Source organism: Novosphingobium sp. CECT 9465, assembly GCF_920987055.1.
Classification (GTDB): domain Bacteria; phylum Pseudomonadota; class Alphaproteobacteria; order Sphingomonadales; family Sphingomonadaceae; genus Novosphingobium.
The window spans coordinates 3,091,780-3,112,447 of record NZ_CAKLBX010000001.1 but is presented as its reverse complement, the minus strand read 5'-3'; the positions used below and the strand labels follow the sequence as shown (position 1 = coordinate 3,112,447).

The following is a 20,668-nucleotide window of genomic DNA, read 5'->3' as shown; positions in this document are numbered from 1 at the left end:
AGGGACGGTATTGCGGCGTCGAATCTATTTTTTGCCCTTCGCGTTGACGCTTTTCAGCTGGATTTGGACATGCCCTGACTCCGTCCTCCGAGATTCGAAGGCACCCGCCTTGTCGACGAGATCGCTGAGCTTGGCCTGACCATAGGTACGCGGATCGAAATCCGACGCGAGTTCAGCGAGACGCTGGCCCACTCGGCCCAAGGGAACCCAGCCACCGTCATCGTCCAGCTGCGCAATGGCCTTGCGAATAAGCGGGGCGGCCCCGCTTGGGGCTTGTTTGGCTGTCGCAGGACGCAGATCGGCGCGTTCGGGCTCTTCCGAGGTCGGAGCCTCCGGCAGAAGATTTTCCGTGTAGATGAAGCGTCGGCAAGCCTGACGGAAGCTCTCCGGGGTTTTCTGCTCGCCGAAGCCATAGACATCGATGCCTTGCTCGCGGATGCGGGCCGCAAGCCCTGTGAAATCACTGTCAGACGATACCAGGCAGAAGGCGTCGAAGCGCCCGGTATGCAACAGGTCCATGGCGTCGATCACGAGCGCAATGTCAGATGCATTCTTGCCGGTGGTGTAGGCGAAGTTCTGCTGCGCCCGAATTGCGTGGGTTGAAAGAACCTCTGCCCAGGATTTGAGGCGGGTTCCGGAAAAGTCGCCATAAATCCGGCGCACACTGGCTTCACCGATTTTGGCGATCTCTTCGAACAGACGGGTAGCGATACGGGAGGAGGCATTGTCAGCGTCGATGAGGACAGCAAGACGTGGAGCACGGGGTTCATTCGACATATCGAATCCTTACCACGCCGCCGTTAAAATTTGTCTCCAAAATAGATCAAACAGATTTGAAGTTAAATTCCGGCATCCATCTGACTGGGCAAGTAAATTTACGGATCGATCTCTGACCTCATTCCACTATCGCGAATTTATATTGCGATTTCAGTCTGATTGCGCCTCAATGTCGGCAAGAAAGAGAATGGGGGAGCGATAGCAGCATGACGATCGAGGTTCGGCAACTCCGCTACGCCGTTCTGACCGCAGACACCCGCAGCTTTTCCCGTGCTGCCACGGCGCTCAACATGAAGCAGGCAACGCTGAGCCTACGGGTCACGCAACTTGAGGACAAACTCGGCATCAAGTTGTTTACGCGTTCGACGCGGGGAGCTGAGCCAACCGAGATGGGCCAGGTCTTCCTTGAGTCTGCGCGGCGCATCATCACTGACATCGACAATCTGCAGACCACCGCGCGAGCGGTCAGCTATGGCGAACAGGGGCGTCTCGCTGTCGGTTACAGCTCCTCGCTGATGGCAGGCAATCTGAAGCAGACCTTCTCCGAGTATCTGACCCGATTTCCTGACGTCCAGTTCGATGGCGAGGAAGCCGCCCCTGAAAAGCTGCTGAATGCCTTGCAATCGCGGACCATCGATGTCGCGGTGGCACCTGCCGGGATGGAAGAGAGCGGCATTCTGGCGCGCTCGGTCTGGTCTGACAGGCTGATGGTCGCCTTGCAGTCGGGCCATCGGCTTCTCGACAGCGAGCGGATCTACTGGAGTGATCTGCGCCGCGAAGTGTTCGTGGTGCCGGGCGGCGGCATTGGTCCAACTCTTGCCAATCTGCTTGCTGCGCGGCTGACCGGACAGGGCGGGCGGCCGAACATCATCGTGCAGAATACCAGCCTTGAGAGCGTGCTGAGCATTGTGTCGGTCGGTCGCTTCATATCCATCGCAACCGAAGCCTCGCAGGGCGTGACATGGCCGGAACTCCATTTCCGCGATATCCACGATCAGAACGGCACGACGCGCCTCGAATTCTCGGTTTACTGGCGCGAAGACAATGACAATCCGGCGCTGCAACGCTTCTTTACCCTGATCAACGAGCGTTACCCCGTCTGAGGCGTCTTCCGGGCTTTGGCAAAAGCCCGGTCAGTTGCGATAAACCGCTCAAGCATGGGCGGAATAAGCCGCTCGGTGGTCGGCGCACCTTTGGCATCCCCGCCGTTTACGGCGAGCGCATAAGCCACCAGATCGCGGTGAAGCCGTGCAGAGAGCTCCAAGGTCAGCCGCACCGGCTTTTCATCGGCCAGATCAGCCAGTTTGAGACGGGTCATCGCGTTCCTCCGGCAGGCACAGGTTCGAACACCAGATCGCGCGTCACGATGATGCGCAGCGAAAATCCGGGGCGCACGGTCAGTGTCGGTGGCACGTTCAATTGCCGCTGCACGACCTGCCTGCCTGTCTGGCTTATGGTGTCCTGCGTGCCGAAACGCAGCGCCCGAATGAGATCGCTGTCACCGTTCGAGATGAGCTCCGTACCAGCGCCCAGCAATGTCGAAATGAGCGCGGCCTGGAGCATGTTGCCCCAATGATAGTTGGTCTGGTCTTCAAGGCCGGCCATACCGGCAGCATCAGCGCCGGGCAGGCGATCAAGCAGGATCGATTGACCTCCGGGAAGGATGAGGCGGTCCCACGCCAGCAGCACGCGGTTCTGTCCGGCGGTTACGTCGCTGTCATATTCACCGATCAGCCTTGAGCCTTGGGGGATCAGGAGGATCCGGCCGGTGGGGCTGTCGTAGACGTTTTGTGTAACCTGCGCTGTGATCTGACCTGGAAGGTCGGACCGGATGCCGGTTATGAGCGCTGCCGGTATCACGCTTCCGGCCTGCACGACGTAAGGCGATGCAAGGCGCATGATGCGCTCAGGGCTTTCCGTGCTGCGGTTGCCGCGCTGTCCGAGAAATGCGCGGCGGCTTGACGTGGCTGTTGCTGCAGACGGTTGAGCTGGATCGGCACCTGGTATCGAAGCTGATGGCGCTGGCCCTACTGCGCTTGCAGACCGATTGTCGGTCGTTCCGGTCTCTCCGGTAAGAAACAGGCGACTGGTCCGGGCGCTGTCACGCTCCTGCGCCGCGCGTTCGCGCGCTTGCTCGGCGGCGGCAATCCGCGGATCGGGCTGTCCTGCGGCCGGGGCGGTGCCAATGGGCGGGATCGGGACATTTTGCCCGCGCTGCTGCGCGGCAACGATTGGGCCGCCGAGATCACCGGGAAGTGCGGGCCCCAACTTGGGCACGTCGCCGTAGTTGGCAGGCGCACCGTTGACCGAGTCCGCGCGGTTGCGGCTGTTCGTGTCGTAGAGATTCTCGGCTGGCGCGTGGTTCTTGGGCTGAAGTGCGTAGATCAGCGCACCGCCAATCCCGACGCTGGCGAGGAGGCCAAGGATTGCCAGTGCCTTGCGCGACAAGCGCATGACGCGCGGCGGTTCCCCGCCAAGGCGAAAACCGTCGGGGTTGGCCGGTGCAACCGGGCGCTCGTCGTCAGGCTCATCGCCTTCGGCTTCGACCACAACGTCAGTTTCAATGTCAGTCTCTACTTCAGCCTCAACAATCCGGTTGGAGACCGGTGGCACGCCATCATCCTGCGGTCGCGTGTTCATGAGCGGCTCCGGCGGCGTGCGCGTTCACGCTCAATGCGAACCTGCTTGGCGCTGCTACCTGCGCCAAGCCGCAATTCCGCACGCTCAAACAGCCGGTCGACAACCATATACCGGCCTTGAACACGGTAGTTCACGAGCTCAGCTGCCTGGTCCGCGCCGATCACGAACAGCGGCGGCATATCGCCGCTCGCAATGTCGACCGGAAACTCGATGAACACCTGCCGGCCATCATCGAACACCCGTACTGGCCGCCATCCGGGGCGATCGCCCGCAATGCGGTAGCGAAAGTTCAGGCTTGAGAAATCGATTCCCGCCGCCACCGGAGCCGTGCGTTCACGCTCGGCCTCGACAGTACGCAGGGCGATCAAGGCGTCCTGCGGATAGGTCCAGGAGACTGCGGCCATATAGGTCGAGTTCGTCGCGCTGAGTTCAAGATGATAGGTGCGGCGATTGGTATTGATGATGAGGTTGGTGCGAATGTCGGCCCGCGTCGGCTTGACGAGGATGTGAACGCGGCGCGATGATCCGCTCCCGCTTACCGTGTCGCCGATGATCCAGCGGACCGTATCGCCCGATGCGACCGGCCCCGGTCCGACGAGTTCCTCGCCTTCCTGTAGTATGATGTCGGTAATCTGCCCCGGTGCGGTGTAAATCTGGAACAGGGCTCCATCGGTATAGGCATATTGCTGGATGGCATTGAAATAGCTGGTACGCTCCGGTTCCACGCGCGCTGCGGCGTTGGCCCTACCAACACGGGTGCGCGGGTCGGCAGGCTCAACGGTCTGCGCCGATGCGGCAGGAATTGCATGCGGCTGACCGCGCTGTTCGTGCGCCATGGCTTGAGCAGGGATACAGAGCAGCGTTACCGCTGAGAGCATAATGGATGTGCGCAGGGCGCGCGTCGGGCGGATCATTGGCTAAGCTCCTTTGACCAGTTGATGGCGTTGATGAACAGGCCGAGCGGATTCTTGCGCAGGGCATCGGGGGTGCGTGGTGGCTGCACGACGGTGGTCAGGATCGCTGACCAGCGCGAAGTCTCGAGAAGGGCGCCATCCTGGTAACGCCGCTCGGTCCAGCCGACGCGGAAGCTGTCATTTGAGGCCCGAACAACGCTCGACACATCGACCGCGACCTGCACCTTGCCGACTTGGGCAAAGGGATCGTTGCCCCGCGCATAGTCATTGAGCGCCTGCGCGCCGCGGTCGGTGGTGAAGTCGTAAGCCCTGAGCCAGTCTTGCCGCAGCACGATCGGATCGGCGGGAATGGCGCGCACCTGTTCGATGAAGCGAGCAAGGTGGAACGCCATCTGCGGGTCGGTCGGGCGATAATCGACATCAGCGGGCGCGATGGCCTGTGCCTGGCCGAGCTTGTCGACCTCGACCACCCAGGGCGTGATCGTGCCGCGCGCCGATTGCCAGACGAGACCGCCTGCCAGCCCTCCCGAAAGCGCAAGGCAGCCGAAGAAGGCGAGCCGCCAGTTTTTCGCCTGCACCCGGGCTGAACCGATGCGGTCGTCCCAGACCTGTGCGGCGCGTTGATAGGGCGTGACGGGCTCGGGACTGGTCCCGTAGCGGATAGAGGGGCGTCGAAACATGTCGGATCCTTTTCGGAAGTTTCAGCTTTTGTCGGAGATGTCAGGGCCAGAGCCGCCGCCGTGGCTGTCACCGCCCTTGAGGGTATGCGAGGCCATGTTGGCGCCCTGCGTCATGGCCTGACGCCGCTTCATCGCGGTGGCCCATGCAGGAGGGCCATCGGCGGCGCCGGTCGCTGCCGCATTGGCAGGCGTCCCGGCCTTGCCAGCGGCATAGTTCGCCTTGAGGCTGTCCGCGGCCCGGCGAAGCGGTGACGCTGCGCTGCTTGCGGCTGATTTTGCGACGTTGGCGAGACCCGAAGCAGCCGCAGCCCGTCCGGTTTTGCCAGCGGCTCCGGCTGCATAGGCACCCGATGCGCCGCCTGCCGCGCGAGCACCGCCCATGGCCGTGCCAGCCATGGCTGAGCCAGCGGCACCTGCGGCGAGCTTGGCACCCGCGATACCGCCCGCAATCGTTGCGCCAGCGGCGATCGCCGTACCTGCTGCCGCGCCTGCGCCAAGCTGCGGTCCGCCCGAGACAATGCCGTTGGCGATGCTGGGACCAAAGATACCGAGGCCGAGCAAGGTCAGGGCCGCGAGCGCAATCGCCATGACTTGCTGGATGTCGGGTTCGACCCCGAGTCCGGCATTGATGAACTGCGTGAAGAGGGTCGTGCCAATGCCGGTGATGACGGCAAGCACGAGCACTTTGATGCCGGAGGAAATGATGTGGCCAAGGACGCGCTCGGCCATGAAGGCGGTGCGCCCGAAAAAGGCGAACGGCAGCAGCACGAAGCCTGCAAGCGTCACCAGCTTGAACTCAATGATGGTGACGAAGACCTGGATCGCCAGCACGAAGAAAGCGATGACGACGATCAGCCACGAAATCAGCAGGATCAGGATCTGCACGAAATTGGTGAACAGACCCACCGGCCCGACAAGATCGGCGGTGGCGTCGAGCAGCGGTTGTCCGGCATCAAGACCGGTTGCGGCCACAACGCCGGGGCGCATGAAATCGCCGATCGCCATGCCGCTGCCACTGGCCTGCAGGCCAAGCCCGGCAAAGCTCTGGAGCATAATGCCAGCGAGATTCGAGAAGTTGCCGATGATGAAGGCGAAAGTGCCGATGTAGAGCGTCTTCTTGATCAGGCGCTGCAGCACATCCTCGTCGGTGCCCCAGGCCCAGAACAAGGCGGCTATGGTCACGTCGATGACGATGAGGGTGGTCGAAAGGAAGCCGACCTCACCGCCGAGCAGGCCGAAGCCGCTGTCGATATATTGGGTGAAGACCGTCAGAAACTGGTCGATGACGCCGGTATCATTCATGGCTGCCGGTCCCTTCCATGGAAAAATCGGCGGCGCTCAGCTTCCCAGACCGCATCGCATCCCGATTCCGGAATGGTGATCGTGCTGCAGCGCTTGAGTTCTGCGGCGTGAGGGTTCGGAGAACCTGTGTCGTCCGCGACATAGGTCGTTGCGTCGTGCCGAGCCGGCGGCCGCGTTGCGGAAACAACCGCGACCGCGATCAGCAAGCCGCCAAAAGCAGCGGCTGCCGCCAGCTTGACCGACCGGCTCATGTCAATTCCGGGTCCGGAAGCGGCGAAAGCGCTCGCGGCCCTCGGCCTCGGTCGCGGCATTGCGCGCGGCCTCGATCGACTGCGCGCGGCCTTGCGCCGCAATGGCGGCGGTCAGATCGGCCAGTTGCTGGGTTTGCAAAGCCAGTAGCTGATTGCCGGCCTGTGCAGCCTGCAATGCCCCGGTCGCTGACTGGCTGGCGCCGACCAGTGTCGTGATCGAGCTGCGGGTCGCACCCAGATTGCCGACGATCCCGGCCTGAACCTTCATGGCGTCTTCGAAGGCGCCGACGCTGTCCTGCCATCGCGCATTGGCGTTAGCGACCATCTGGGCCTGCCCGCCGGTCAGTGCAGCCCCCTTGTAACGGCCGTTGAACACCTGCTGCACGTCGGTCACGTCATAGGCGATGCGCTGAGCCTGATTCAGCAACTGGCGGGTCTGGTCGACCTGTTGCTGAAGCGTCTGGATCGTCGAGACCGGCAGACTGGCAAGATTGCGGGCCTCGTTGATGAGGCTGGTCGCCTGGTTCTGGATCTGCTGGATCTGGTTGTTGATCTGCTGCAGCGTCCGGGCGGCGGTCAGCACGTTCTGCGCGTAGTTGCTGGGGTCATAGACGATCCCGCCAAACTGGGCCTGCGCTGGCGCGGCGATCATGGTGCCTGATACCAACGAAGTGGCGATCGCCGTCGCCATGAGAGCGCGGCGGAGGACGGGTATTTTCATGGGCGGTTTTCCTTGTCCGTTAGTGCGGGCGGCGGGGGAGGAAGCAGCTCGGCCGCCCATGCGAGGCTGCGGTTCTGGAGCCAGGCCGCTGCAAAGCCTTCGCGGCCATGGGCGGCGACAAGCTCGGCGATGCGGATCTGATCGGTTTTGGAAGAGGCGGCGCTGAAGGCGAGTGCGACATCGCCCAGGCCCAGCTCGAATAGCCGGTTGCCGCGCCGCGATTGACAGTAATAATCGCGTTTCGGGGTAGCCCGGCTCAGGATTTCGATTTGGCGATCATTGAGGCCGAACCGCTCATAGACCCGTGCGATCTGCGGTTCGGCCGCGCGCTCGTTCGGCAGAAAGATTCGCGTCGGACAGCTTTCGATGATGGCTGGCGCGATGGCCGACGTCTCGATGTCGGCAAGGCTCTGGGTCGCGAAGATGACGCTCGCATTCTTCTTGCGCAGCGTCTTCAGCCATTCGCGCAGCTGCGCGGCGAAGGCCGGGCTGTCGAGCACGAGCCAGCCTTCATCGATGATGATCATCGTCGGCGAGCCGTCGAGCCGCCCCTCAATCCGGTGGAACAGATAGGCGAGCACAGCTGCGGCCGATGACGCGCCGATCAGACCTTCGGTTTCGAAAGCCTGCACAGACGCCTCACCCAGACGTTCCTGTTCCGCATCGAGCAGCCGTCCCCATGGACCGCCGATGAGATACGGGGCTAGTGCCTGCTTCAATTCCTGGGATTGAAGGAGGACCGCGAGGCCGGTGAGTGTGCGTTCGGCAGGCGGAGCGGACGCAAGCGATGTCAGGGCCGACCAGAGATGCTCTTTGGTTGCAGGGTCAATCACCATGCCTTCACCGGCCAGCATCGCCGCCAGCCATTCGGCGGCCCAGGCGCGTTCGCCGGCGTTGTCGATCCGTGCAAGCGGTTGCAGGGCGACGGCATCGCTGTCGCTTTCCTCGGCATACAGCGCGCCTCCGAGATCCTGCCAGTCGCCGCCCATGCCGAGCGCAGCAGCGCGGATCGATCCACCAAAATCGAAAGCGAAGATCTGGCTGCCTTTGTAGCGCCGGAACTGCAGCGCCATCAGCGCCAGCAGCACGGATTTGCCCGCACCGGTCGGGCCGACGATCAGACTGTGGCCGACATCGCCGACATGAAGGGAAAGGCGGAACGGGGTCGAGCCTTCGGTCTTGCCGTAAAGCAAGGGGGCGTCACCGAAGTGCTCGTCCCGTTCCGCTCCCGCCCATACCGCTGACAGGGGGATCAGGTGGGCGAGATTGAGAGTGGAAATGGGCGGCTGCCGGACATTGGCGTAGACATGGCCGGGCAACGATCCGAGCCATGCCTCGAGCGCATTCATGCCTTCGATCGTGCAGGTGAAGTCGCGGCCCTGGATGACCTTTTCGACCAGCCTCAGCTTCTCCGCCGCCAGCGCCGGGTCGCGGTCCCAGACCGTGACCGTCGCAGTGACATAAGCAATGCCGGCATGATCTGCGCCAAGCTCCTGCAGCGCCATGTCAGCATCGGCCGCCTTGTTCGAGGCGTCCGAATCCATCAGCACCGACTGCTCGTTGGTCATCACCTCCTTGAGGATGGCGGCGACCGATTTGCGCTTGGCGAACCATTGCCGCCGAATTTTCGAGAGCAGCTTGGTGGCGTCGGTCTTGTCGAGCATGATTGCCCGCGTCGACCAGCGGTAAGGGAAGGCTTGCCGGTTGAGCTCATCAAGCAGACCGGGAAAGGTCGCCGTCGGAAAGCCGGTGATGGTGAGCGTGCGCAAATGATGGGCGCCGAGCATGGGTTCGAGACCGCCGGTCAGCGGCTCATCGGCCAGCAGCGCGTCGAGATAGACCGGCGTTTCGGGCACGCGAACGCGCTGCTTCCTGGTTGATACCGTGCTGTGGAGATAGGTCAGCGTGGCGGCGTCATCGAGCCACGCTGCCTCGGGCATAAATCCCTCAACCAGATGCAACACGCGGTCGGTTCGATCGGCGAAGGATTTGACGAGTTCCTTGGGGTCGACCCCGGTCGACGCCTTGCCTTCGTAGAGCCAACCTTCTGCACGGGCGGCTTCCTCGGGCGGGGGCATCCACAGCAGCGTCAGATAATAGCCGCTTTCGAAATGCGCGCCTTCCTCACGAAACTGTTCGCGGCGTTCCCTGTCGACCAGCGCCGATACGGGATCGGGAAAGCGCGATTGCGGATAGGCTTGCGCCGCGGTGCGCTGCGCTTCGACGAAAACCGCCCATCCCGAGCCCAACCGCCGCAGGGCATTGTTGAGCCGGGAGGTGACGGCGACGAGTTCAGCGGGCGTGGCACTGTCGAGATCGGGACCGCGAAAGCGCGCTGTCCGCTGGAACGATCCGTCCTTGTTGAGCACCACGCCCGGCCCCACCAGTGCGACCCAGGGGAGGAAGTCTGCGAGACTGGCGGATTTGGTCCGATATTCCTGAAGCGACATCATGGCCGCACCCAGGTCGGATATTTGAGATGGCGGCGCGCGACATCTACAAACTGCGGATCACGGCGTGCAGCCCAAACCGAAAGCACATGGCCGATTGCCCAGATGGCAAGGCCAGCGAGCCAGAGCCGCAAGCCGAGACCAATTGCGCCCGCCAGCGTGCCATTGACGATAGCGAGTGCGCGCGGCGCACCGCCGAGCAGAATCGGCTCGGCCAGTGCGCGGTGGACCGGGGCATAGAAGCCGGGGATGTCGTCTGCCGACGTCATCAGATCAGCGCCCCGCCGCCGAAGCTGAAGAAGCTCAGGAAGAAGCTCGATGCGGCAAAGGCGATGGAGAGGCCAAACACGATCTGGATCAGGCGGCGAAAGCCGCCCGACGTGTCGCCGAAGGCCAGGCTTAGGCCGGTGACGATGATGATGATCACCGCAACGATCTTGGCGACCGGCCCCTCGATGCTTTCGAGGATCGACTGCAGCGGAGCTTCCCACGGCATCGACGAACCGCCGGCATGCGCCGGGGTGGCAGTGGCCACCATCACGAAAGCAGCGGTAGCAGCGAGCGCAGCGCGATTGGTGCCGCGCCGAAGGGCATGGATCATAGGGAGTCTCCTTGGGTTTGGGTGGCGGGAATCAGGCGATAGTCGCCGGTGACCGGGTCGAGCCCGTCGACGCGGGCCAGTTCGGCGAGACGCCGCCCGGTGCCATCGCGCACCAGCACGGCAATGAGGTTGATGGTCTCGGCGATCAGGGCGCGCGGAACAGTCACGACTGCTTCCTGGATCAACTGTTCCATCCGCCGCAGGGCACCAATCGCGCTTCCGGCGTGGATCGTCCCGATCCCGCCGGGGTGGCCGGTGCCCCAGGCCTTGAGGAGATCAAGCGCCTCGGCACCGCGCACTTCGCCAATCGGAATCCGGTCAGGGCGAAGGCGAAGACTGGAGCGGACCAGATCAGAGAGTGAGGCCACGCCATCCTTGGTCCGCATCGCCACAAGGTTTGGCGCGCGGCATTGGAGCTCGCGGGTGTCTTCGATCAGAACGACCCGGTCGGTGGTCTTGGCGACCTCGGCGAGCAGGGCGTTCGTGAGCGTCGTTTTGCCGGTGCCAGTGCCCCCGGCGACAAGGATGTTCAGCCGCTCTGCAACGCCCGAACGAAGACTGTCGGCTTCAGTTGCGCACATGATTCCTGTGCTGACGTAGTCCTCGAGCAGAAACACCGCGACGGCGGGCTTGCGGATGGCAAAGGTGGGAGCCGCCACCACCGGTGGCAGGAGGCCTTCGAACCGTTCTCCGCTTTCCGGCAGCTCCGCTGACACGCGCGGTGCATCGCCGTGAACTTCGGCACCCACATGATGGGCAACCAATCGGATGATGCGCTCACCATCGGCTGCGGTAAGGCGTTCACCACTATCGGACAGTCCGATGCCCAACCGGTCGACCCACAGGCGTCCATCCGGATTGAGCATGATCTCGATGACCTGCGGGTCGGCCAGCCAGGTCGCGATCGATGCGCCCATCGCCGTGCGCAGCATGCGTGCGCCGCGTGAACGTGCTTCAATTCGGACTGGCTCAGCGCCCATCGGATACCCCGCTTCGGGAGCGGGACAGGATCGTCCGGCTCGACGGGGACGAGTAAGAGACGCAGAAAAGGGGCTAATTCAACAAGGATTTAGCGTCGTAGCAGTGGGGGATAGAAAAACAGGGAGGGGCGTAGTTCGCAGTGCTTTGACGATGGCCTGTGCGCCGCCGACGCACGCCTGAGGGAGTCAATTGCAGCGCGAACGGTGCGCAAAGGCGGAGATAGAGAAATTCTTGAAACTTTCATTATTAGGAAGTATTGAGAATTTTATGTCCAGCCTAGCGCAACAGGTATCCGCAAGCGCGCTGCGCGATCGGGTCTTCAACGAACGCCAGCTCAGCGAACTGCTGGGGGGAGGCGATGCGCGGCGTTATGGCCTCGTCAACCGCGCCCTCAAGGACGGGTCACTCATTCGCCTGAAGCGCGGGGTTTATACGCTTGCCAAGGCGCATCGAAGCGCTCCTGTGCATCCCTTCGCGGTGGCGCAGGCTTTGCTTCCCGGGAGCTATATTTCCTTTGAAAGCGCGCTGGCTTACCATGGCTGGATTCCTGAAGCCGTGCTTGTCACTGCCAGCGTGACGCCGGGGCGTAAAACGCTGGAGATCCCGGCCACCGAATTCGGCTCCTTCAAATATCATCCGCTGGCCATTGCTGATTATTGCTTCCTTGGCGGCGTCGAACGGGTGACCTTCGACAAGCTCACCGCCTTTGTCGCTAGGCCGCTGCGCGCCCTTATGGATCTTGTCGCCCTGCGCAAGGTGGAATGGTCTGGCCTCGATTGGCTGACCAGTGGCATGCGGATCGATGACGAGGCGCTTCTGGCGTTGACGGAAACGGACTTTGCCGCAGTGAAGTCGGTCTACAAGCACAAGGCAGTGAAAGCCTTCCTTTCCGAGCTTGAAGATGTGGTTCTGACGACAAAACGGGCTCAAAGCAGGGGATCGCTGCATGATTGACATCATCAAGGAAAAGCTCGGCCGCTATGGCGCCACCAATGCGCTTGAAGAGGAAAACGCGCTCAAGGAGATCCTCCAGGAGATTGCGCTATACGCGCTGTGGCGCTCCGATTTCTTCGATTGCGCCCTGTTCCAAGGCGGCACCAGCCTGCGCATTTTACACGGCCTGCCACGCTTTTCCGAGGACTTGGACTTTCTCCTGCGCATGCCGAACATGGACTTCGACTGGTCCCCTTACCTCGAGGGGATGACCGAGGTGTTCGGCCAGTTCGGGCTGGCACTGGAAGCGCAGCCAAAGCCGCGTATGGATACGGCCATTCGCCAAGCGCTGCTCAAGGACGATTCCATCGCCAGCCAGCTCGACCTGTCATTCGCAGGCACCGGCCATCGCAAGGCGATCAAGATCAAGCTGGAAATTGATGTGAACCCGCCCGCAGGATCGGGCGAGGCAACTACCTATCTTGATTTTCCAGCCGATTATGAGGTGCGCCACCAGGATCTGGCTTCCAATTTCGCGCTGAAGATTCACGCCCTGCTATGCCGGGGATTCCTCAAAGGTCGCGACTGGTTCGACTTCTCCTGGTATGTTTCGCGTGGGCTCGAACCCAATTTCGTTCTTTTGCAAAACGCGCTTGTTCAGGCAGGACCATGGGCCGGTGACGGGTCGCTCCTCGTCGACATGGCATGGTTGAAGGCTGCGCTTTCTGGCCCAATCACTCGGATCGAGTGGAAGGAAGCAGCAAAGGATGTTGAGCGCTTCCTGCGTCCTGCCGATCTCAAATCGGTTGATCTGTGGAGTGAGCGCTTTTTCCTGGCCAAGGTCGATAAGCTGGTCGCGGCGTCTGACAGCCAAGCTATAGCCTAAAAGCCGACATGGCGGGGTATCCGTGGAGCGTCGCGCTTGGCTGCCTCCGAAGCGGCAGCCAAAGGTGACAACCCTCATTTTGCATTGAGCGTGACCGCTTTTGTTATCAAACTGGCAATGATGTCCGTTTGGGTAACGATGCCTTGCAACTGCATGTTATCGTCCACGATCATGACCTCGTGACCGTGACCATTGGCGAGAGGGGCGAGTGTTCCCCGTCAGCACCAATGGCACAGATTTGAGGTTGTGATTTAAGGAGTGTTGGGGCTTCGTCGTAGTGACGAAGGAACGAAGATGAAGCCCCAACACTCCTTAAAAAAATCGCCGATGAAGGCCCCTGCCGAGCGGGTGGTGAAGGACATCCGGCGGCAGACCCGTCGGCACTTCTCGGCCGAAGACAAGATCAGGATCGTGCTGGATGGCCTGCGCGGCGAGGACAGCATTGCCGAGCTGTGCCGCAAGGAAGGCATCGCCCAAAGCCTGTATTACACCTGGTCGAAGGAGTTCATGGAAGCGGGCAAGCGTCGCCTGGCTGGCGACACTGCCCGTGCCGCAACCACCGGCGAGGTGCAGGACCTGCGCCGCGAAGCCCGTGCCCTGAAGGAATGCGTTGCCGACCTGACGCTCGAAAACCGTCTGCTCAAAAAAAGTATGATCGCGGATGGGGGCGACGACGAATGAGGTATCCAGCATCGGAGAAGCTCGAGATCATCCGGATCGTCGAGCAATCGCACCTACCAGCCAAGCACACGTTGGACGAGCTCGGCATTGCCCGTCGGACCTTCTACCGCTGGTACGACCGGTTCCTCGAAGGCGGCCCGGAGGCGCTGGAGGATCGGCCATCGACACCGAGCCGGGTGTGGAACCGGATCCCGCCTGACATCCATGATCAGATCATCGAGCTGGCGCTGGGGCAGTCCGAGCTAAGCCCCCGGGAACTGGCGGTGCGTTTTACCGATGAGAGGCGCTACTTCGTGTCGGAAGCCACGGTTTACCGTCTGTTGAAGGCCCACGATCTGATCACCAGCCCGGCCTATGTCGTGATCAAGGCCGCCGATCAGTTCCACACCAAGACCACGCGGGTAAACGAGATGTGGCAGACTGATTTTACCTACTGTGCGCCTCGTCCCGGATGGTCCGGGGTGCATATGACTGGAATGCAAAGGAGAAAGGAGGAACTGAACGAATGCCTTGCCCTCTGCTGTGAGGGGGCATGAGCCCAAGCGGCGGTGACCTGCCGTCAACTGGCAGGGTGACGTAGCCCGCAGGTAAAGGGGATTGAGGCGAAGCCGTTACGCCGAGATGGTCCCCGAGGCTGTAGCGCTGGAAGGTTGAGGAACACGAACCGGTTAATCCGCATCCGAGGGCTGAAATGTCGCCTTCGCCTACACGGCTTAACAGGCGGAATGCTGATGATGGCGCCGGAGACGTATGTCGGCGACATCCGAATGTGGCCGGAAATGTAGCCCGTCCGCATGGAGCCATGGAGAGAATGCAGCCAGGCCATGGCATCGGCATCGACTTGCGGGACGCAAGGACAAGGACTGCGACCGGCAGCCTCCCCAGCGCGCGAAAGTCCAGCATATGAACGAGGGAAGGCATGATGGAATGCCAAGGGAGTTGGCCCCGATGTCCACCGTGCTGGCGGAGTCCCCGTAGTAGTCCGCGACAGGGAAAGCCTGTCACATGGCGAAGGGGGACAGTTCAATCAGCTTGAAGTGCAAACTACCTGACCAAACGAGGTGAAGACCTTTGATAATCAGCGAAATGCAGCACAAGCTCGCGACGTGGGCCGAGAGCGACCAGAACCGCAAGTTCGATCGCCTTCTCCGGCTCATTGCCGATCGGGCGTGGCTTGCCGAGGCGGCTCGGATCGTGCTGGCGTCGAGTGGCGCCAATACGCCGGGCATCGACGGAATGGACAAGCGACGGATGCAGGCCGTACTGGCAGAACAGCTGGCCAGTCTGCGAACGGACTTGCTGACGGGGAGTTATCACCCGCAGCCGGTCAGGCGAATCTATATCCCGAAAGCCAATGGCAAGAAACGACCACTTGGTATCCCGACCCTGAAAGACCGCATCGTCCAGCGCGCGATGCTGATGGCCATGGAGCCGATCTGGGAAAGCGACTTCCATCGCCTCTCCTACGGCTTCAGGCCGGAACGCAGCGTGCATCACGCTGTCCGGACCGTGAAGATACAGTTGCAGGATAGTGGTGCCGGAGCGCGGGGCCGCTGGATCATCGAAGGTGATCTGGCGAGCTACTTCGATACGGTCCACCACCGGCTTCTGCTTCGCTGCGTTCGGCGGCGAATCCGGGATGATCGGTTTGTTGATCTGCTCTGGCGATTCCTGAAGGCGGGCCACGTCGACCGTGGCCTGTTCGTCGCCTCAAGCGAAGGTGTACCGCAAGGCGGCGTGCTGTCGCCGCTCCTGTCCAACATCATGCTCCATGAGTTTGATGCGTGGCTGGAGGCGAAATACCTGAGCGACAAGGCGCGAAAGGATCGCTGGGCATGGAACTTCGGCATCCAGCAGGGGCGCCCCATCACGGTTCGCGAGAACCGGCAATGGAAACCTGCTGTCGCCTACTGCCGTTACGCCGATGACTTCGTTGTCATCGTCAAGGGCACCAAGGCACATGCCGAGGCCATCCGCGAGGAATGCCGGGCCTTTCTGGAAGACGACCTGAAGCTGACGTTGAATATGGACAAGAGCCATATCACCCACGTCGACGACGGGTTCGTGTTCCTCGGGCACCGGATTATCCGCAGGCGGGGATCGAGCGGACGCATGTCCGTGGTCTCAACGATACCCAAGGAGAAGGCCAAGACCTTCGCTCGCCGATTGGTCGAGGCTCTCTCCGGCAATCATGAGGTTGCCGCGGTGGACATGATCGACGGTCTGAACCGCCAGCTGGCGGGATGGGCTGCGTTCTACAGGTTCACCGACTTCACGGCGCGCACATTCCGGCGCATCGACACCGTCGTGTTCTGGAAAATGGCGCACTGGTTGGCGCAGAAGTACCGGTCCCGTATCAAGCCTTTGATGCGTAAATGGTACCGCATGCCGGAAACCGGCCAATCGAAGACGTGGCTGGTCTACGGTCGAAGCAATCAGGGCAATGCCGTCGGCAAGGCGCTGCGACGACTGGTCACAAGCCAGAAGATGCAGTTCCGGTGGCGGAATCCGGAGCGAAATCCCTACATCTATCGGGACGAGCTCCGAAACACCGTCACCTCCCGCTATCGTGATGTCGCCATGGCCTTGGACCAAGGTTGAATAGAGAGCCGTATGCGCTGAAAGGTGCACGTACGGTTCGGGGAGGGGAAGCGCTTATGCGCTTCCTACTCCACTCAAGATCATCGGGTGGGGCTGGATGTACCTGTCGACCGTGCTCGACGACTTCTCGCGCTACATTATCGCCTGGAAACTGTGCACCAACATGCGCGCCGAGGATGTGACCGACACGCTCGACCTGGCCCTTGGCGCATCGGGCTGCGACAGCGCCACGGTGCTGCACAAGCCCAGGCTGTTGTCGGATAATGGCCCCAGCTACATCGCCGGCGAATTGGCTGAATACATTGAGGCCCGGAAGATGAGCCACGTGCGCGGTGCCCCGATGCACCCGCAAACCCAGGGCAAGATCGAGCGCTGGCACCAAACCCTGAAAAACCGCATCCTGCTGGAAAACTACTTTTTGCCCGGCGACCTCGAAGCCCAAATCGAGGCCTTCGTCGAGTACTACAACCACCAGCGTTACCACGAGAGCCTGAACAACGTGACGCCCGCCGATGCCTACTTCGGCAGGGCTCCAGCCATCATCAAACAGCGCGAAAGGATCAAGCGACAGACCATCGAACATCGGCGCTTGCAACACCGCAAGCTCGCCGCCTAACATCAACCCCCAGACGAGGTCCGCACTCCGCTAATTTACGCCGCGAGTTGTGCCGAATGTTCTGACGACGGACAGAAAAATCGCACGGGATCGACGGCAAGTTCTTGTGCGAGTCGCTCAATCGTGTCGAGCGTCGGCGAATTGGCTGCGCGTTCGAGAAGGCCGACATAGTTTCGGTTGATTCCGGCACGATGCGCCAATTCCTCCTGCGAAAGCCCACTGGCGTGTCGCAATCGCCTTAAATTCGTCCCAAAAATCTCCCGAAGCCTCATGCTTCGTGGGTCGGCGTAACCCTAATATACTGCCACCCAATATACTAGGGATTCGTCATCGCCCGGTGTGACCCGGGCGATGACTTGGCCGATTCAATGGTCGTTGCGGCGGCTCGGGCGGTTCCAGACCAGATCGTGACTTCCGTCCTCGGCTTCGAAGAGCTGGGCGAAAATGGGCGCCATGAAGCTGGGGTCGTCGAGCTTCACCGAGAGGTACGGCCGGTCGTCCTGGGTGTGCTTTTTCCAGGCTGCGCCGATTTCGACTTCGCCGATGAGGACGCGGTGGGTGGGGGCATTGCCGCTGGTGTTCTCTTCCGCGACGATCCTGACCGATTTGGCCTGAAGGGCGAGAGTAACGATCTGGCCCCGGAGTTCACCCGAAATCATCTTGAAGTTGCCGATCTTTGCCATGGGTATTTCCTTTCCGTTGGACGGGACCGCGCCAGTGCGGCCTCGATGCGCGGATAAGGGTCAGCCAGTGGCAGGCGCCGCAGCGTCAGCCCGCAGCGTTAGCGAAGGACGGTGTGGCCGGGCTTTCTTGTCTCGCGAGGAACGGCGGAACGCCGGGGGAAGAAAGTTCGGCAAGCACCGTTGCGGCAAGCCTGCCAAGCGAAGCGTCTGGCTGACATGGGCGCGGATCGAAAGAGGCCGTACTGGTCGGTTCTGCCGGGAAGGACGCCAGATGCTGATCGGATGCACTGGCTCGGGTGAACGCAGGCCATGAACCTTCGGTGCAAAATCGGCCAAGCAAAGGAAGCGACTGGACCGGCGGCATTGGCCCCTCACGCCATCACTCGGCCGACATGGATTGGCCTGTAGAGGCTTGCCCACCCACGGGACTGGCAAACTTTGAGGTGACGTGCGTATCACGCTCCGACATCGTCACGCTTCGCCATGCCGAGAGGGATGTCGCCATAGCAGCGATGGATCCAAGGATCGCTAGCAGCATGCTGTTGTCCGTTGCCAGTGATCCAAGGGCGTGCGCGGCCTGAAAACCGGCGAAGCCCGCGGGTATGGCAAAGAGGAGCGCGATCCCGGCACGGAGCATGGGGGAGCGGATAAAGGCAATGAGGCCCTGCCCAATCAGAAGCGTGGCAATGCCTGCCGCCAGTCCGCCCAGGATTGCTCCGAGATAGCCAACATCATGGCCGAGCAGTAGGAAAGCACAAGTGAGCCCGGCATAAACAGGCAGCGCGTAGCTGGCGAGGCGGAAGAGTAGCGCGAGTACATACAGGCCAGCAACAGCCCCGAGGATGAGAAAAATGGTCATAAGCGTCCCTTGTCTGGACGCGCTCGCCACCACCACCTCAGCGCAATCTGCGGTGCAAGAATAGCACGGCAGGGTGCAGGCCGAAAAGGCGAAATGTGCCTGAGACTAGCGGCTGAAGGGGTCATATTCGCGAACCACCTGTTCGGGGTCGCCATCAAATTCGTCAGCGGGGATGACGAAGTAGCCTTGATTGGTTTCAATGAGGACGATGACCGTCATCAGCGTCCGGGAGAGGTTCCAGCCAAGCGATTGTGCGGTTGCCAGTGGCATGTTGCGGCTCCTGCCTAGGAGCGGGACCACCCCGCTCGACAGTCGCCCCACAGGCCGGGGGCTGGCCGCAATCACCGCAGCAAAGCTGCGGCCGCACGCGCACGCGTAGCGGACCCTTCACGGGTTGATTGAAGGAGGACAGGCTTCGAGCCCAGGGATCAGCGGCTAATGCGAGCGAGTGGTTCTGCGGCGGTTCGAGTTATGCCAATTGCGCCAGTCAGATTCCGGCGGTGACATATTCTTCAGGTATCCGCCGTTGACGGCCAGTTTCTCAAGATCGGTCAGGCACTACGCGGCCGGCAATATCGATATGTGCGACTTCGGCGATCCGAAAAAGACTTTACCTTGCGCTGTTCTGGCGCAGCACGCTGCCCCTCGGCCAAGGCGCCCGACTGCTAGCAGCGAGATGAGCCGTTTCACACCGAACGCTAGGCGCAAGTTCGGGCGACATCGATCGACAATTTAGGTGCAAAAAGGGGGCTCAAAATTCACGAGCTACGACCGGCTTTCCCCACGACGCCCCAACCTGTACCAAAATTGGAGACAATATGGAGACAATGGGGGTCTCGGCGGGGCGTTGTCTCCAGAATTTCAACGGTCGCCGGTCGGCGAAATCGTTGATTTTCTGGGAGAAAACTGGAGCGGGCGAAGGGATTCGAACCCTCGACCCCAACCTTGGCAAGGTTGTGCTCTACCCCTGAGCTACGCCCGCTCGTGCGTTTCTGGCCGGATGGAGAGGCCCCGTCCGGCTGGGGTGTGGGGGCCTCTAACCGCGACTCAGGATAAGCGCAACAGCTAAAATGCACTGCGCATAAGTCTCTCGTGCAAAAGCCCGTTTGCTCTTGCCGAACGGCGTCTGCATCCCACATGGTGCGGGCAACCTGAACGCAGCAAGATTTGCCGGAGACGTGACTTGGCCAGCATGGGGCTCAACCTTGATGAACAGAAGGCGGTAGACCGCTTCCGCAAGGATGTTGTCGAACCTTCGATGACGCAACTGGTCATCCTCGATTTCTGGGCCGAATGGTGCGGCCCGTGCAAGGCACTGACACCGGTCCTTGAAAAAGTCGCTGCAGAATATGCCGATAGGGGCGTGGTCCTGGCCAAGATCAATGTCGATGAGGAGCAGTTCATCGCCGCGCAATTCCAGGTGCGCTCTATCCCCACGGTCTATGCCATGTTCCAGGGCCAGCCCGTGGCCGACCTTACCCCGGCACGTACCGAATCGCAGCTGAAGCAGACGCTTGACCAGTTGCTCGCCAAGCTGCCGGTTCAGGCGGCTGCGCCTGCGCAGGATATCGCCCCGTTGCTGGCCATGGCTGAGGACGTCCTTGGCGAAGGCGATGGCGATCGCGCCGCGAGCATATTCGCCCAGATCACTGAAATCGCGCCGGACAGCGCCCCGGCCCATGCGGGGCTGGTGCGCGCATTGATCGTTGCCGGGCAGCGCGATGAAGCGCAGTCCGTTCTGGATGCCCTCGATCCGAAGATCGCCGCTGATCCAGCCGTTGCGCAGGCCCGTTCCGCGCTCGCGCTGGCCGACGATGTGCCTGAGGAGGCAGAACTGGCTGCGTTGCGCGCTGCGGCGGCAGAGCGCCCTGCGGACATGGACGCGCAACTGGCTTTCGCCAATGCGCTCTACGCCAGCGGTCAACGCGATGATGCGGCGACAAAGCTGCTGGCGATGATCGCCGCCGATCGCGAATGGAACGATGGTGCAGCCAAGGCCCGGCTTCTCCAGATCTTCGAGGCGGTCGGTCTCGAAGATTCATGGGTTTCAGCCACCCGTCGCAAGCTTTCCACCGTGCTGTTCGGATAAGCC

General features: G+C 61.7%; 21 protein-coding genes, 1 tRNA gene and 2 pseudogenes. 7 read left to right on the top strand and 17 right to left on the bottom strand.

The features are described 5' to 3' along the window. Positions 1 to 24: 24 nt before the first annotated feature. Entirely contained in the window at positions 25 to 777 is a 753-nt protein-coding gene (locus LUA85_RS15235) for an NYN domain-containing protein (protein WP_231471105.1), read from the bottom strand. Between the two features lie 206 nt (positions 778 to 983). On the opposite strand from LUA85_RS15235, the gene LUA85_RS15230 reads away from it, so the two are divergent. After that, positions 984 to 1,880, top strand: a complete 897-nt coding sequence (locus LUA85_RS15230) for a LysR family transcriptional regulator (RefSeq protein ID WP_231471104.1) — start codon at positions 984 to 986, stop codon at positions 1,878 to 1,880. Here LUA85_RS15230 and LUA85_RS15225 read toward each other — a convergent pair. Genes LUA85_RS15225 through trbB form a run of 11 tightly spaced genes read right to left on the bottom strand, consistent with a single transcriptional unit; the run spans position 1,868 to position 11,268 of the window. After that, positions 1,868 to 2,095: a DUF2274 domain-containing protein gene (locus LUA85_RS15225; protein WP_066283704.1), complete on the bottom strand. Its 228-nt coding sequence runs from the start codon at positions 2,093 to 2,095 to the stop codon at positions 1,868 to 1,870. The two genes, LUA85_RS15230 and LUA85_RS15225, sit on opposite strands and share 13 nt — an antisense overlap. After that, positions 2,092 to 3,417, bottom strand: coding sequence for a TrbI/VirB10 family protein (locus LUA85_RS15220; protein ID WP_231471103.1), 1,326 nt, complete (start codon positions 3,415 to 3,417; stop codon positions 2,092 to 2,094). The genes LUA85_RS15225 and LUA85_RS15220 overlap by 4 nt, the downstream gene beginning before the upstream one ends. After that, a complete protein-coding gene (gene trbG / locus LUA85_RS15215; RefSeq protein ID WP_231471102.1) occupies positions 3,414 to 4,331 on the bottom strand; it encodes a P-type conjugative transfer protein TrbG in 918 nt (305 codons plus the stop codon). Before trbG ends, LUA85_RS15220 begins: the two co-directional genes overlap by 4 nt. Continuing rightward, positions 4,328 to 5,011: a conjugal transfer protein TrbF gene (gene trbF / locus LUA85_RS15210; protein WP_017183341.1), complete on the bottom strand. Its 684-nt coding sequence runs from the start codon at positions 5,009 to 5,011 to the stop codon at positions 4,328 to 4,330. The genes trbG and trbF overlap by 4 nt, the downstream gene beginning before the upstream one ends. A 21-nt stretch (positions 5,012 to 5,032) precedes the next feature. Continuing rightward, positions 5,033 to 6,313 (bottom strand): P-type conjugative transfer protein TrbL, encoded by a 1,281-nt coding sequence (gene trbL / locus LUA85_RS15205; RefSeq protein WP_231471101.1) that lies wholly within the window; start codon positions 6,311 to 6,313, stop codon positions 5,033 to 5,035. Next, on the bottom strand, positions 6,310 to 6,564 hold the full coding sequence (gene trbK-alt, locus LUA85_RS15200; RefSeq protein ID WP_231471100.1) for a putative entry exclusion protein TrbK-alt: 255 nt from the start codon (positions 6,562 to 6,564) through the stop codon (positions 6,310 to 6,312). Before trbK-alt ends, trbL begins: the two co-directional genes overlap by 4 nt. Before the next feature lies 1 nt (position 6,565). Continuing rightward, positions 6,566 to 7,285: a P-type conjugative transfer protein TrbJ gene (gene trbJ / locus LUA85_RS15195; RefSeq protein WP_006964039.1), complete on the bottom strand. Its 720-nt coding sequence runs from the start codon at positions 7,283 to 7,285 to the stop codon at positions 6,566 to 6,568. Beyond that, positions 7,282 to 9,738, bottom strand: coding sequence for a conjugal transfer protein TrbE (gene trbE / locus LUA85_RS15190; protein WP_231471099.1), 2,457 nt, complete (start codon positions 9,736 to 9,738; stop codon positions 7,282 to 7,284). Before trbE ends, trbJ begins: the two co-directional genes overlap by 4 nt. Next, on the bottom strand, positions 9,735 to 10,004 hold the full coding sequence (locus LUA85_RS15185) for a VirB3 family type IV secretion system protein (protein WP_006964035.1): 270 nt from the start codon (positions 10,002 to 10,004) through the stop codon (positions 9,735 to 9,737). Before LUA85_RS15185 ends, trbE begins: the two co-directional genes overlap by 4 nt. Then, positions 10,004 to 10,336 carry a TrbC/VirB2 family protein gene (locus LUA85_RS15180; protein WP_006964034.1) on the bottom strand — a complete coding sequence of 111 codons (333 nt, stop codon included), beginning with the start codon at positions 10,334 to 10,336 and terminating at the stop codon, positions 10,004 to 10,006. The genes LUA85_RS15185 and LUA85_RS15180 overlap by 1 nt, the downstream gene beginning before the upstream one ends. Next, on the bottom strand, positions 10,333 to 11,268 hold the full coding sequence (gene trbB, locus LUA85_RS15175; protein WP_371823695.1) for a P-type conjugative transfer ATPase TrbB: 936 nt from the start codon (positions 11,266 to 11,268) through the stop codon (positions 10,333 to 10,335). The genes LUA85_RS15180 and trbB overlap by 4 nt, the downstream gene beginning before the upstream one ends. Positions 11,269 to 11,584: 316 nt before the next feature. Here trbB and LUA85_RS15170 point away from each other — a divergent pair, with 316 nt between their 5' ends. The 5 genes and pseudogenes from LUA85_RS15170 to LUA85_RS15150 form a co-directional block, all read left to right on the top strand. Further along, complete coding sequence (locus LUA85_RS15170; protein WP_231471904.1) at positions 11,585 to 12,271, top strand: hypothetical protein; 687 nt, start codon at positions 11,585 to 11,587, stop codon at positions 12,269 to 12,271. Next, positions 12,264 to 13,136: a nucleotidyl transferase AbiEii/AbiGii toxin family protein gene (locus LUA85_RS15165; protein ID WP_231471097.1), complete on the top strand. Its 873-nt coding sequence runs from the start codon at positions 12,264 to 12,266 to the stop codon at positions 13,134 to 13,136. Before LUA85_RS15170 ends, LUA85_RS15165 begins: the two co-directional genes overlap by 8 nt. A gap of 294 nt (positions 13,137 to 13,430) precedes the next feature. Next, positions 13,431 to 14,251, top strand: a pseudogene (locus tag LUA85_RS15160) (helix-turn-helix domain-containing protein); the annotation flags it as partial. Between the two features lie 637 nt (positions 14,252 to 14,888). Further along, positions 14,889 to 16,418: a group II intron reverse transcriptase/maturase gene (gene ltrA / locus LUA85_RS15155; protein ID WP_008828485.1), complete on the top strand. Its 1,530-nt coding sequence runs from the start codon at positions 14,889 to 14,891 to the stop codon at positions 16,416 to 16,418. Positions 16,419 to 16,485: 67 nt separating this feature from the next. Further along, positions 16,486 to 17,034: pseudogene (locus tag LUA85_RS15150) on the top strand (transposase); the annotation flags it as partial. 35 nt (positions 17,035 to 17,069) lie between these two features. On the opposite strand, the gene LUA85_RS15145 reads toward LUA85_RS15150, so the two are convergent. The 5 genes from LUA85_RS15145 to LUA85_RS15125 all read right to left on the bottom strand — a co-directional run bounded on the left by LUA85_RS15145 (position 17,070) and on the right by LUA85_RS15125 (position 19,558). Then, complete coding sequence (locus tag LUA85_RS15145) at positions 17,070 to 17,234, bottom strand: helix-turn-helix domain-containing protein (protein ID WP_231471096.1); 165 nt, start codon at positions 17,232 to 17,234, stop codon at positions 17,070 to 17,072. A gap of 165 nt (positions 17,235 to 17,399) precedes the next feature. Then, positions 17,400 to 17,717 (bottom strand): DUF736 domain-containing protein, encoded by a 318-nt coding sequence (locus LUA85_RS15140; RefSeq protein ID WP_231471095.1) that lies wholly within the window; start codon positions 17,715 to 17,717, stop codon positions 17,400 to 17,402. Positions 17,718 to 18,096: 379 nt separating this feature from the next. Beyond that, positions 18,097 to 18,576, bottom strand: coding sequence for a hypothetical protein (locus LUA85_RS15135; RefSeq protein WP_231471094.1), 480 nt, complete (start codon positions 18,574 to 18,576; stop codon positions 18,097 to 18,099). A 105-nt stretch (positions 18,577 to 18,681) separates the two neighbouring features. Then, entirely contained in the window at positions 18,682 to 18,846 is a 165-nt protein-coding gene (locus tag LUA85_RS15130; protein WP_006964003.1) for a hypothetical protein, read from the bottom strand. A 637-nt stretch (positions 18,847 to 19,483) separates the two neighbouring features. Next, positions 19,484 to 19,558 (bottom strand) — tRNA-Gly (locus tag LUA85_RS15125). Between the two features lie 210 nt (positions 19,559 to 19,768). Between LUA85_RS15125 and LUA85_RS15120 the strand changes: the two genes are divergently transcribed. Beyond that, positions 19,769 to 20,665: a tetratricopeptide repeat protein gene (locus tag LUA85_RS15120; protein ID WP_231471903.1), complete on the top strand. Its 897-nt coding sequence runs from the start codon at positions 19,769 to 19,771 to the stop codon at positions 20,663 to 20,665. Positions 20,666 to 20,668: the final 3 nt, after the last annotated feature.